This is a genomic window from Candidatus Harpocratesius sp., from assembly GCF_054039255.1.
In genome coordinates this window covers 19,837-33,083 of the sequence record NZ_JBPLBG010000046.1, presented here as the reverse complement: position 1 = coordinate 33,083, position 13,247 = coordinate 19,837, and the positions used below count along the sequence as shown (strand labels likewise).

9 protein-coding genes and 1 pseudogene are annotated in these 13,247 nt (G+C 29.8%); 6 read left to right on the top strand and 4 right to left on the bottom strand.

The features are described from left to right. Together ACXLDF_RS11130 and ACXLDF_RS11125 are read right to left on the bottom strand one after the other, a co-directional pair. Window positions 1–215 (bottom strand): annotated as a pseudogene (locus tag ACXLDF_RS11130) (nickel ABC transporter permease subunit NikB); the annotation flags it as partial. Window positions 216–249: 34 nt separating this feature from the next. Beyond that, window positions 250–903 (bottom strand): hypothetical protein, encoded by a 654-nt coding sequence (locus ACXLDF_RS11125; RefSeq protein ID WP_457558602.1) that lies wholly within the window; start codon window positions 901–903, stop codon window positions 250–252. An 864-nt stretch (window positions 904–1,767) separates the two neighbouring features. Here ACXLDF_RS11125 and ACXLDF_RS11120 point away from each other — a divergent pair. Then, a complete protein-coding gene (locus tag ACXLDF_RS11120) occupies window positions 1,768–3,564 on the top strand; it encodes an ABC transporter substrate-binding protein (RefSeq protein ID WP_457558601.1) in 1,797 nt (598 codons plus the stop codon). A 254-nt stretch (window positions 3,565–3,818) separates the two neighbouring features. On the opposite strand, the gene ACXLDF_RS11115 is transcribed toward ACXLDF_RS11120, so the two are convergent. Continuing rightward, window positions 3,819–5,636 carry a hypothetical protein gene (locus ACXLDF_RS11115; RefSeq protein WP_457558600.1) on the bottom strand — a complete coding sequence of 606 codons (1,818 nt, stop codon included), beginning with the start codon at window positions 5,634–5,636 and terminating at the stop codon, window positions 3,819–3,821. An 87-nt stretch (window positions 5,637–5,723) separates the two neighbouring features. Next, on the bottom strand, window positions 5,724–6,602 hold the full coding sequence (locus ACXLDF_RS11110) for a GTP-binding protein (protein WP_457558599.1): 879 nt from the start codon (window positions 6,600–6,602) through the stop codon (window positions 5,724–5,726). A 123-nt stretch (window positions 6,603–6,725) separates the two neighbouring features. On the opposite strand from ACXLDF_RS11110, the gene ACXLDF_RS11105 reads away from it, so the two are divergent. The 5 genes from ACXLDF_RS11105 to ACXLDF_RS11085 all read left to right on the top strand — a co-directional run bounded on the left by ACXLDF_RS11105 (window position 6,726) and on the right by ACXLDF_RS11085 (window position 13,238). After that, window positions 6,726–7,361 (top strand): hypothetical protein, encoded by a 636-nt coding sequence (locus tag ACXLDF_RS11105; RefSeq protein WP_457558598.1) that lies wholly within the window; start codon window positions 6,726–6,728, stop codon window positions 7,359–7,361. A gap of 744 nt (window positions 7,362–8,105) precedes the next feature. Further along, window positions 8,106–9,182, top strand: a complete 1,077-nt coding sequence (locus ACXLDF_RS11100) for an ABC transporter ATP-binding protein (protein ID WP_457558604.1) — start codon at window positions 8,106–8,108, stop codon at window positions 9,180–9,182. Further along, window positions 9,169–10,296, top strand: a complete 1,128-nt coding sequence (locus ACXLDF_RS11095) for an ABC transporter permease (protein ID WP_457558603.1) — start codon at window positions 9,169–9,171, stop codon at window positions 10,294–10,296. The genes ACXLDF_RS11100 and ACXLDF_RS11095 overlap by 14 nt, the downstream gene beginning before the upstream one ends. 24 nt (window positions 10,297–10,320) lie before the next feature. Further along, window positions 10,321–11,559 carry an ABC transporter permease gene (locus ACXLDF_RS11090; RefSeq protein ID WP_457558597.1) on the top strand — a complete coding sequence of 413 codons (1,239 nt, stop codon included), beginning with the start codon at window positions 10,321–10,323 and terminating at the stop codon, window positions 11,557–11,559. 2 nt (window positions 11,560–11,561) lie between these two features. Continuing rightward, window positions 11,562–13,238: an ABC transporter ATP-binding protein gene (locus ACXLDF_RS11085; protein ID WP_457558596.1), complete on the top strand. Its 1,677-nt coding sequence runs from the start codon at window positions 11,562–11,564 to the stop codon at window positions 13,236–13,238. Window positions 13,239–13,247 lie beyond the last annotated feature (9 nt).

The following is a 13,247-nucleotide window of genomic DNA, read 5'->3' as shown; positions in this document are numbered from 1 at the left end:
ATTAAGAATTGGGTTATTATTGGATCATAATATCCCCATTTTTGTTTTTGTTGTTCAACATATATTTGTCGAGCATCAGTCATATGTTCTCCAGCCATTAATGTCCATGGATCAGAAGGCATTAATTGCGATAACCAAAAAGTTAAAAACATTACTCCAAGTAAAATTGGAATTAATGCAATTAATCTTCTTATTGTGTATTTAACTAAACTCATATTATGATTTCACCTTTTCCTTTTCTAAAAAAACCTATATTTCTGTAGATTCTGATTTGGACTTTTTAAGTAATTGCTCTTGGAGTGATTCAATTGCTTTGACTTTAATCATTGATTCCCGTTTTTGTACAATTGCTCTAATCCAACCCCCGACAACACCAGCAAATGTATAAACTACAAGCAAAACTAAAATATTCACATATCCTTCCCAAGATGAAAAATATCTGCCGATGGTTGTAAATATTAATTCTCGAGCATTAATTGCTGTCCATATCCAAGAGATTATGATAATGAATGGGACAGTCCAAATATTGTTTTTTATTGAATAAACCACAAAATTTTCCCGATAACTTTGATAAATCCCAATAAATATAAAAATTAGTAAGCTTGTTAAACCAACTGGTATACGATACACGAATTTCATGAAATCAGGAAGATTTAAAGATAATGGGTTAAAATGATAATAAGGATCAAAATTGAGAAAATTCGTGTATACAAACAGAATATGATCTGGTTTGTAGAGATGTGGATTATTTAATATATCAGGAATACCACAGTTTGCAATCCAACCAAAAAATAAGAAATATAATAAAAATACTCCTACAATTATATTTACCATATCTTTAGTTGGATTTATTTTAAGCGAAAAAAACCGCTTTTTAACTAGACTTAATTCTTCATTAGCCATGATATCAACTCAACATTTTATTAATTTAATCTAATCCTTCTGTAAGAAAGATTTTCAGTTGAAATTTATAGTGCTGAATTATAAAAAATTCCATTTTTCTTGGTTTTAACCAGTTTAACTAAAATGGAGGTATAACTTGTAAGCTATAAAAGAAATTCGATTATTTAAGTCTTTCAAAAAATGGAAATTTTGATTATTAATTTTCGATTGAACAACTTATATTCGATTATGAAGGAAAATCTTTTTCATTAAAGTAATTTTTTTGTTTTTACATAGTGAAATAAAACTTTTTATTCTTTTTCTCTTCAAATCTGGGGAAATTTTAATTCAAAGTAATCATATAACAAAATAATTCTATTGTTTAGCCATTTCCAATAATAACAGCTTTCTTCTATTGGAATTTATCCTACTATTAAACTTACCTGATATAATTTTGGATTTTTTATTTTAAATTTTTAAAAAATTGAAAACTTATTATCAAAAAATCTTTACTATTTGCGTGGAGAAATTTTAAATAAGATTTACTTCTCAAATATTTATAATAAAATTTTTCAAAATATTTAAACCATATCAATAAATAAAAATTATAAATTTTTTTGTTGGCCCGAATTTAGAGCGTATCTTTCTTAATATTCTGGAATAATTTCTTATTTTAGAGAGAAAGACATAGTAAAATTTTAGATATAAAAAAAAAATAATCGAAAGATTTAGATTTTTTTAGCAGAACTAATTGTTTTTATAAGATCTTATGTCTGAATAAAACGAAATTTTTAAATAGTTTTAACACTAATTATTAAAATGTTCCTTGAATTTTTAATAAAAATTATTTATTAAAAATCTAGGAAACGAAAATATGTGATTGTTATGAAAAAAGGAAGCATTTATGTCTTATTAGCAGTCTTGATGATAAGCGCCTTTGCTACCGCCCCTGCCGCAGTATTTGCTGCAGAAGATACTGAAACCATGAACTATGGTGTCGGTTCTTTGGTGGTCGATTTAGATCCCCAAATGGCATGGGACAGCGCTTCAATTGATGTTATTGATCAAGTCTGTGAAGGATTGTTTGGTTATAATTTAAGCGATCCTGACTTAGCCATTATCCCAGTTCTCGCTACAAGTTTAGGAACTTGGAATGCTGAAGCAACCGAATATACAGTTACCTTAAAAGAAGGTGTTACCTTCCAAGATGGAACTGCTTTTGATGCAAATGATGTCAAATTTACATTCGATCGATTGAACTACTTAATCGAAAATGATATGACACAGATTGCAGAATTATATGAACCTTTAGCTGCTCTTTATCCAGGTACTCCCTTACTTATTAATAAAACTGAAGTAGTGGATACTTACACTGTGAAATTCACTTTGAACTACCCATATGTACCATTCGTTCCATTATTATGTTTCAGCGGTTCATACATTTTACCTGATGGTGGTTCTATTCCTTCAGAAGAATTATTAGATACTGCAACTGATACTTTAGTTGGAACTGGTCCATATACATACGTTGAGACAACTGATGAATACACCAAATTAACCTATTTTGCTGACTGGCATGGTGAACGTCCTGATCGATTTATGCAAAACATCGTATTCTTATTATACTCTGATGGAACTGCAAAAAGTCAAGCTTTCCTCGCTGGAGACTTAGATTGGGTTGATGGTTCTTTACCAGAATTCTTACCTCAATTTGAATCTTCCGACAAATTTGTTGTTGGTGAACAACGACGAAGTACAGTTATCCTTTACATGGGTATGAATAATAAAATAATTAACAAGACAATGCGTCAAGCAATCAGCTATGCCTTCGATTACGATTATGTTATCGATAACTTAGCTTTAGGTAATGCTGCTCGATTAACCTCACCTGTACCAGAAGGTATTATGTATCATAATCCTGACATTGACTATCCTACCTATAATGTTACTCACGCTCGACAAATTTTGATCGATGCCGGTATTGTTAATGGAAGTGCCTATCCAGCAGATGATGATTTTGCTTGGTATACTTTAGCTACAGATAGTCCTATTGCAACCTATAATTACACCTGGAATGCTGGAAACGAATTCCGAGCTGACTTAGGTGTTTTATGTGCAGATAATCTAAAGAAAATTGGTATTATTGTTACCTTTAACCCAATTACCTGGGGTGAATACTTAACCTTATTGTTTGTTGAACCTTGGAAATTAGAATTGTACATGTTAGGTTGGGGACCTGATTACAACGACCCTAGCAACTACATTAACCCATTGTTCTCACCTACTTCTTCATCAAATGGTGCTCAAGTAGATGATCCAACCTTGAATGATTTAATGAATGATGGTTTAACTGAAACTAATCCAGACGATCGACGTGATATCTATTATGAAATTCAACGATACATTGTTGAAGAGTTAATGCCTTGGGTATTCTTATATGTGCCTTTAAGCCGAGGTGTCCGAAGCATTTATGTTGATGGAATTCAACGTAATCCAATGGGCAAATTGTACTTTGCAACAATGTACTGGACCGATGGTGAAGTCGCTACTGATGACACAGCCACTGATGATACAGCCACTGATGATGATACAACAGGTGGTGGTATTCCAGGATATTCCTTCCTTGGTTTACTCGGTGCTGCTGCTATTGCATTAGGTGTTATTTATAAAAAACGAAAGTAATTTACTTTGTTTAAATAATAACTACTATTGCAAAAATCGATGACTACATGTCATCATATTTTTTTTTTACTTTACTTTTGATATAGTTATTAGATTCTTTTCATTTCTTAATAAGAAGCATAAGTCTTATTAAATTTCTAAAAAGTAATAATAATAAAGTGCGACTAAGTTTATTCTCAAAAATGAAGAATACTAATGTTAAAGGATGATTTTTTTAAAGGAAAAGAAAAGAAATCAGAAAAAGTTAGAAAAAATTATTCATTAGGGATCTCTTTATCAATTTTAATTTTAATTTTTTCCATCATCTTATTTATTTTTTCTTTTTGTCCAAAAATATAAATTCTGACACCAGGGCCAGTTCCTGATGGACGAAAATAAATATCTGTTTTTGGATTATATAAATGAATTATTGCTGTTTTACCATTTACTTCAGAAAAACAAGAAATTCTTAATTCTTCTTCTTCGATTTTATAAATTTGTTCAATTTTTGAATTGAAATTTTCAACAATTCGTAATTTTAGCAGATCATTGGCTGGGATCATAGATCTAATTCCTTGAATTTTCTGATCAACAAATTCTGAAAGATCAAAACCCATTTCAATTAATGTAGTTAATATCAAGAGAGCTTCTGCAGGATATTTATCTCCAATTGGAAGATATTTTGCTTTTAATTTTATATTATTCTTCATTCTTTCATGATTATAATCTTTATATTCTGAATTACTTTTTTTCATTTCTAAAATGTTAAATGTATGTCCTCCAGATTCTTCCCATAATGCTATAATTAAAGAATTCTGAGTTGATTTAATCATTTTTTTGAAAACGAGAGGAATCTCTTCGATTGAAGTAATTTTTTTATATTTTCCATCTGAATCTTTAAAATACAATATTGCAGTTTGAAATACATTATTATTGATAGAATCTTCTATTGCAGCATATAATATAATACCTAAATGTTTGTATCCCACTCCTGTTGCAAATGTCAGTAATGCATTTGAATCTGATCTAGGGTCACTTGGAATAGTTCTAACGTTAACTAATGGAATTTTAAATTTTGTAGAAAGAATATTATGCATGGCTGTATACAACGAATTTGGTTGAATTATTTCAAGATTGTTCGTAGAATTATCGTAAATCGCAAAAACAATTCTATCTCTATCAGTATCGAGTAAAATTCCTGTATTTACTTTATTCTTCTTCATAATTTCTAATAATTTTGATTTATCAAGATTGATTGTAGGGTTTGGTGGTTCCATTTCTTCTTCAACTAATATTACTTGCATACCAACTTGATGAAAAAGATCTTGTAATTCTGGTGCTGTTCCCATATATGGCCAAAGAAGAACCTTTTTTCCACTTAAAATATCTAAATTTATAATTTCTTTGACTATTTTTAGGATATATTGATTGTTTTTCGAATTTGCATCTAAATAAGCAACTTGGAAATTATTTTTAAGGTAAATTTCAGAAAATTCTAATGATTTTTCTGAAACTGCTTTCATAATGCTTCCAGATATCGGAATGGGTTTCTCGATGTAAAACTTAATTCCATTCCATATAATTCCATTATGACTTGCTGTTAAAACAATAACTAAATCAATCTCTTCAAATAAACCGACACTTGCACTTGCATATGGAGTACTCATTCGGGAGTAATAAGGATCTTTTTTTACAATTTCTTTTTCAAAATTATAAATTGGTTTTTGAAAAAAGATCCTATATTTATCATATGCGAGAATTTTCGCAAAAAACTCCAGTAAATAACTTGAAGACGGGCGATCATCAGCAACTAATAATACTCCGGGTTTTTCTTTTTTTATTTGTGCTTTAGCTATTTCACTTATTGCTCTAAATGCTCTAAGAAAAAGGAATTGATTTTCTTTTGGCATAAATAATTCATTATTGTTCTTTATTTCATAGATTTCCATGCGTAATCCAGAAGTTGGAGGCACAAGGGGGTTTAGCTTCTCTTTCTCTTCTTGATTCAAGCTTGGAAGTTTAATACGACTTACTTCTTCATGTTCTTCAATGGGAATTTGTTCGTGAATTGTTGAATATTCTATAATAACCACCGTTTTTGATTTTATATTAAGGAATATCTTGATCTCTAAAATATATTTAATTCTAAAGATCAAGATTAGTGAAAAAATGTCTTTTATTTATTTTTCTAATAATCCATCCTGTTTATTAATGGTGCCAATAATTTTCTTTAAAATTTCTAATATGATAATTCTATGATCAGGATTAATCGAAATCATTGCATAAGTAGGAATATTGAGGATTTTTTCAATAAATTGAGGCGTTAATCTATTAGGTAAATCTTGTTTGTTTGCAATTCCAATAATAATTGCTTCTTTATAGCGTTTGGTGAGAAACCTTTCCAAAATTACTTTAGTTTCTTGAACATTTGTATAAGTAGAATCAGTAACTAATAAAACAATTCGAGTTCCCCGTAATAAGCTGTCCCACAAGTCTGTAAACTGAATTTGCCCTGCAAAATCCCATAGAACGATTTTTCTAGGGCCTAATTTATCAAAATTTGCTATATCTGCAGTAATTGTTGGTACATATTCGAGATTTACTTCTTCTCCCACAATAAGTCTGGTTAAGGTGGTCTTTCCTACTCCTGCATAACCCAAGATTGAAACTTTTATTGGACCCAAAATAATACGATCAATTTCTTGTTTGAATTCTTTAAAAACAGTTCGTTCTCCATCCCAGTCATTGTTTTCAAAGAGATTATGATATCTTGACCAAAATCCTTCCATTATTGATTCAATTTTTGGAGAAATTTCTTCTTCTTGGTCATAAATATCAGTACATATTACAACAATAATATCATGAGCGATACTATAAATGAATTTAGAATTTCCTGTAATAGTAGATTTAATTTCTGCTTGAGAGATTTCCATCATAAACCCAGAAAAGGCGCTTAAAAAACCCGCTAATAAATCTTGATCGACTTTTGTTGCACCGTACTCTCTAAATAATAAAGATTTTCCATCAATGGTGAGAATATTTACATGTTTAATTGTCATCGAGTCCACCACGATTTTAGCTACAGAAAAACGTTCATATTATAAGAGCAAAAGTAATTTGAAGTTTAAAGTATAAGTATTATTTATCTATATATACTAAATACTTTTGGATGCGATACTTCAATGGAGAATTCAAACCCGAGGCTACAAAATAATATTGCAAAAATGGAAAAACAATTACAAAATTTTGGAGAAATCCTTCAAAAATTTGGACTTGATCTAATTCAATCGATAGGTGAAATGAAACATAATCTCTCAGTGTTATCAGACAAGATTGAAAAAATAGAACATGAACTTATTGAATTAAAAGGTTTAAAAAATCAACTTCAGGAAAGTAGTAAATTGAGAGAAGAAATTTTAGTAAAAAGTAACAGAATTGAAAAACAAGTCAAGTTATTAAACTCTAAAGTTGATCAATATTATCAAGTTAATTTTCCTTCAGCAAATGATTTAAGAACATCTACAACACCAAGATCACAATTCTCTCAAACTGGTTTTAATAATTCGCCAAAAAATCCTGCACAAATTATTCAAAAATTTTATGAACAAATTTCTTCAGCTGGTGATTATTCTACCTTAGTACAAATTTTAAAAGATTTAAGGGAACAGATTTATGTCTCTACTGGTGGTCATAAAATATTGTTAGAAATACGGGGTTATGAAAAAAATCTCGAAAAAACTCATAATAATACCAATTTGGATAATATTAAAGCAGATCTAAAAGATAAATTGAAAAAATGGAAAAAGGAAATCAAATAAAAGATATTACTTTTATATAAAATTACTCAATCTAATGGCAGATTTATGGGGTTATCTTGCTGAATTCCCGAGATTGAATGCCATTTGATCATTTTTTCTCTATATTTTAATGATATCTAAGCATTTTTAAGAGAAATTGTGTGAATGTCACTAAATCATAGTAAAAAATTGTCATTTTCGTGCTATAAATCATCCGTCACTAAGGGTTAGTGAACATTCCTGCATTATACTCATCTAATATACCATTATTCTATCCATACCTACACGAATACCATCAGATTATCCATCATATAATCTGCCCCTATATGACTAATTCCATAAATACGCCTAAGTAAGGGAGTCTTGCTCCGAAATAAGGGCATATATTTAAATCAGTGGTTTATTGAATCAATTATCCATTTATTTTATGGATATCGCCCCCTTTCCAGTAGTTGAGCCTACTAACGGTGGCATGATTTATGAAGTTATAGATGTAGAGGCAGATTTTTCCATTAATTAAGAGTTAAGAGGGAAAAATAATTTAGTTGCTAAGTTTCAATTTATACTGATAATGATGAAAATAACAGAGAATAGCATCAGTCGGTTATCATCTACTCCATAGAAGCAGAATAACTGCAGTATTTTTTTTATAAATTTTACTTTATTCTACATATTTATTTAGTTAAATAATTATTTATAGAATAAATTTTTAATAACAAATTAACTATTAATAGGTAGGCTACATATAGATTTACAAATCACTACATAAAAACAAAAAAAGAGGAAGAACTGATTATTTATACTAAACCAAAAAAAATTTCACGTAATTCAATAATATTAGATAAATTATATGCTGGATACGGAAAAAAGACAATTCTTTATGATATTAATTTATCAATTCCACATGGAAATATTGTTGCGATAATTGGAAATTCTGGTGCAGGAAAAAGTACTGCAGTACGGTGTATGACTGCACAAATTCAGCCAACTCATGGAGAAGCTTATACTTCCAGTATAAATGTTAAAGAAAGTGAAAGGGTACAAGCTTCTATCGGATATGTTCCTCAATTAGAATACTTATCTCTCTATTTTAATTTTAGTGCTCTTAAAAATGCTTTATTTTTCGGACGTAATTTTGGAATGAAGGATAAGGTGATAAAATCCCGCTGTAAAGAGCTTATGAATCTGTTGGGATTGGGGGAAGATGAATTTCTAAATAAACCGATAAAAAAACTTTCAGGAGGGGAAAAAAAGCGAGTCTCCATTATGATTGGACTTATAAATAATCCAGAAATCCTTTTTTTAGATGAACCCACTACTGGTTTGGATCCACATTTGCGAATTGAAGTGTTAAATTTTCTTTACAGGATAAATCAAAAATACAATACAACTATGCTTTTAGTATCACACGATCTTGAAAGTGTGGACTACTGTAGCCAAGTTATTATCTTTTCTGATGGTGTTTTAGTCGATGAAGGGAATCCAATGGAGATGATTGAGTCTCTTCCAAATAAAGCTAAGGCTTTAGATGTCACATTTGAGAGTCTTTACCTCGAACAAGAAGAAGCTTTAGAAAAATTAGAAATTGTAAAGTATATTCTTCATATTGGTAGGAACCGATATTATGTATTTATTGAGAATAGTGAAATCTTGAATGAATTTAGAACAGAATGTGCTAAGTTAGACTTAAAAATTCAAGAGATTTCATTTGTTCGTTCAAATTTTTTAGAATATTTCAGGATCAAATCAAAATATTTTTATAAATCTAAAGCTGAAAAAATTAAGGCTCTGGCAAAAAATAAAATAAAAACAAGAAAGGTGAAAGGAAATAGAACGATTTAAATTCTTTTGGATAAGGAATAGCTTTCAACGAATTGGAGCTCAGATAAGAAAAGAGATAGATTGGTTTGTCCACGATAAGCTTTCAGTCATTATTTTATTTGCCCTTCCTTTATTCTTAATAATAATCATTTCAGCAGGAAATTTTACTATTTCGGATTTGAGCGAAGAACCAATAGTATTTATAGTGGATGAAGAGAAATCAGAATATTCTCAAGCGTTTATCAATTCTTATAAGGATTCAGAAATATTTGATATGATAATTCATGATAGTAATAGTGAGCCAAATCTTGTAACCCTTATTAATTGTTCAAGGTTGATAGCACAAAGTAAAATTGATGCTTATGTGATAATTCCTTCTAATTTTAGCAAAAATTTAATTAATAATAGGAGTACATCGATTATTTTAGTATTGGATGCCAATTCCAAGATGAGTGGGTTAATATTAAGCTATTTCTCATCTGGAAGTACATTATTTCAATCCCAATTTCAAGTTTTTAATAGTGAAATTGTTTTTCAACCCGAAATGAGACCGGATGCTGATTTTAATTTTCTCATCATGGTGCTCCCGATTTTATTATCTTTACTTCTATTTGTTAGTTCCAACCTGGTCGCTAGTCAAAGTATTGTTGCTGATGATCCTCTTAAGCGTTTATTGCTCTCTCCTGCTCGAAGGGGGGAGATAATTCTTTCAAAATCAATAACATACATTTTCTTAGGTGCAATATTATCATTTGTTTCTGTATTAATCTTGCGTGTGATATTCAAAGTTATATTTGCTTCTTTCCTTAACACATTTTTAATTACTTTTTTTAGTACAGTATTTGGTGTTCTTTACGGTATTTTATTTAGCAGTATATCAAAAACCCGTTTACAAGCAGCACAATTATCACTTTTCTTCTTTGTAATTCAATTTACTATGGGCATTTTTATCAGAATTGATCCAATCGTAAATTATTTACCTTATGATATCGTGAGAGAAATTTTTATTAAAGTAGCGTTTCTTGGAGTGTCTTTATCTGCTTTATCGCCTAAAATTCTTGAGATTTTTATTCACAATGCTATTATATTGATTTTATCAATTATTTTTTATAAACAGAAAAAATTTGACGTTTAGGAGGGCAATTTTATTACAAAAAATATGAAATTACAAAAAAAACAGGAAAAACAAAGGAAAAATAACCTTGATCCATCTCGCACAGATCCGAAAAGGTTTACGGCAAAATTAAGGCGAATTTTGATGTTATCATTCAAAGAAATCGAAATTTTATTGAACGATAAAATGGCCGTTCTTTTACTGGTTATTTTTCCATTAAGCATTGTTTTATTGACAAATTTTGGCGGATTTGCAGCTAACAATACTGATGGTAATGGAGCAAACGGTGATATGCCCTTAGAATTGAGATTTTCCATTCCTATAATAGGTATTATTGATGCAGATAATAGCGAAGGATTTGGTAATGCAGATTTATCATACGAATTCGTAAAAATTTTTAAGGATTTTGAAACTGATGGAGAATGTATCATCAAAGAGGGATATTCAAGAAATAAACTTGAAGAAATGATCGGTAACGGGGAAATCAATGCATATATCATTGTTGATGATGGTTTTGAATACAATTTGTCAATTCATATGGTTGGGATGTTTACTGTTGTTATAAATTCTTATGATTCTTTTGTTTTACAAGATGTTGTTGGGGTTATAGATGATGTCATTGCGAATTTTCAAGATAAATTTGATTTTCATGGTGCTATTAATTTAAAAACAAGTTCAGTTAATTTTTCACAAAAAGGGCAGTATTTGAAACAAGTCACACCATTTTTTTTTCCATTGATAGGATTTGCCATGACTTTACTAATTGAAACCCAATCTTTTGTAAGTGATATCCCTAAGGATCGTATGATTCTTACACCTGCAAAAAAGGGAGAAATTGTATTATCAAAATTTTTCGGTGGGATTACAGTGAATTCTATAGTCGCGGTAATATTGGTTTTCTTACCCTTGTTATTAGGAATGGAAATTCAAAATAGCATTTTCATTTTCTTTTTAGTTTTTGAATCAGCAGTAATCATAGCTACAACTGTAGGGTTATTTTTCTCTTCGATATCCAATACCACACTTGCAGGATTCCAATATGCTTTAGTTATTATTATAGTACAAGAAATTTTGATGCTTTTTATTAGCAATGACATATTTCTATCAATGTTTCCTCTTTATGCTGTTCAAGAAATCTATCGTCTTTCAGTTATTCGGGGTATTCCTCTTCTATTAACGACAAACATGCTTGGGATTCCGTATATTTTAATAATGTGGACCGAATCGATAATATCTTTATTATTTACATATATCATTTTCAAGAAAAAAAGGAGTGTAATTTAAATTTGATCCAAAATCAATCAACAAATGTTCCCATTCAAGAAACAGGATATTTTAGCATTTCACAATATAAAAAGATGGACCAGTGGATCAGTGTTCGTAATAAATTTCTTTTGATTATTCAAGGTTGGGGAAAAATGCGAGTTGGTGGGCATTCAATTTATTTTAAGGGAAAAATTGTGCACCAACCGCGTTTTCCAAGACCGAGATCAATTTTGGTTGTTATATGGGAATATGAAATCGATAAAAAACCTGCAGATATTCCATTAATTTTAAGGATCTCAAAAAATTGTAACAATCTGGAATCTTTTGAAATTACTAACAGTTTTTTAAGCGAAGATAATACAGCAATGGCTTTCGAATCGCAGCATTTTATTGACGCTCAAAACTATCGAGATCTCTATCTTTCAGATTATAATATTAGCGTAATAAGTTTAGGTCACTTTCACGAAAAAGAAAAAATTCGACCTGCTTTACTGAAAGGATTCATCAGTCATGAAAAACAAGGTGTTGGGACGATATATTGCAAGGATGTAAATATTTGGGATTATTATCCAGAAGAATTTAAACAAAATCACATTTTTTTTACTCAAGAAATATTTCCATTATTTTTATACAATTACAAGAAATACATTAAAGATTCTGATATTCATGAAAGTGACACATTTTTTGAAATAAAAAGTATAATTTTAATACTCCATTCTGAGCTTAAAAATAAGCACAATATTATTGAAATTAAAAATTTAAGTGTTAAATTTGGGAAGCGTACTGTTATTAAAAACGTAAACATGAATATCAGTCATGGATCAATAATAGGAATTATTGGAGAAAGTGGAGCAGGAAAATCAACTACTGTAAAAGCAATGCTGTCTCAAAATAAATATGAAGGTGAAATCCGTATTTTAGGGATTGATGCGCACCAAACTAAACGTATTGCCCCCTATATTGGATATGTTCCCCAAGATCTCTCAATGATTTATCATAATTTTAATGCATTAGAAAATATGATTCATTTTGGCCGTCAATATAATTTAGAAGAAGAAGAAATAACCCGTAGGGCAAAACGAATATTCAAAGATCTAGATCTTGATAAATATATGGGTAAACCTGTTAAAAATTTATCAGGAGGTCAAAAGAGGAGAGTTTCTGTTGCAATGGCGATGGTTCACAACCCAAAAATATTAATTCTTGATGAACCAACTAGTGGATTGGATCCTGTTACCCGATTTTCTCTTTGGAAATATTTGGATAATATTAACAAGATATATGGTATTACGCTTATTGTAATATCTCATTATCTGGATGAAATTGAATATTCTGATAAAAGTGCGATTTACATGAAAGGAATTGGTTTTTTTGAATTCGCAAGCCCTAGAGAATTGAAAAAAAAACTTCCTGGAAAAGGAAAGGCTGTTGAAATTACACTTAAACGAATCAACCTCCAAGTACTCAATATATTGAATAATCTAGATGGGGTTGAATCTATAATCCAGCGCGGCTCCCGAATTCGGATTCTTTCGGATAGTGATCTTAATGAAATCGCTTTACTCGCAAAAAAAGCGCTGTTGGATTCGAAAATAGAGGTACATTGTATCGAAAATCAAGTTGATATTGATATAATGGATTATTTTACATATTTTAGTCGTAAACTTGGTTCGGGAAAAAATTTTAAAAATAGATAAGGAAAAGCA

Excerpts from the sequence above, each read along its gene's own strand:
- ACXLDF_RS11105 (WP_457558598.1), top strand. The coding sequence starts at position 6,726 with ATGGAGAATTCAAACCCGAGGCTACAAAATAATATTGCAAAAATGGAA.
- ACXLDF_RS11120 (WP_457558601.1), top strand. The coding sequence starts at position 1,768 with ATGAAAAAAGGAAGCATTTATGTCTTATTAGCAGTCTTGATGATAAGC.
- ACXLDF_RS11125 (WP_457558602.1), bottom strand. The coding sequence starts at position 903 with ATGGCTAATGAAGAATTAAGTCTAGTTAAAAAGCGGTTTTTTTCGCTT.
- ACXLDF_RS11110 (WP_457558599.1), bottom strand. The coding sequence starts at position 6,602 with ATGACAATTAAACATGTAAATATTCTCACCATTGATGGAAAATCTTTA.
- ACXLDF_RS11090 (WP_457558597.1), top strand. The coding sequence starts at position 10,321 with ATGAAATTACAAAAAAAACAGGAAAAACAAAGGAAAAATAACCTTGAT.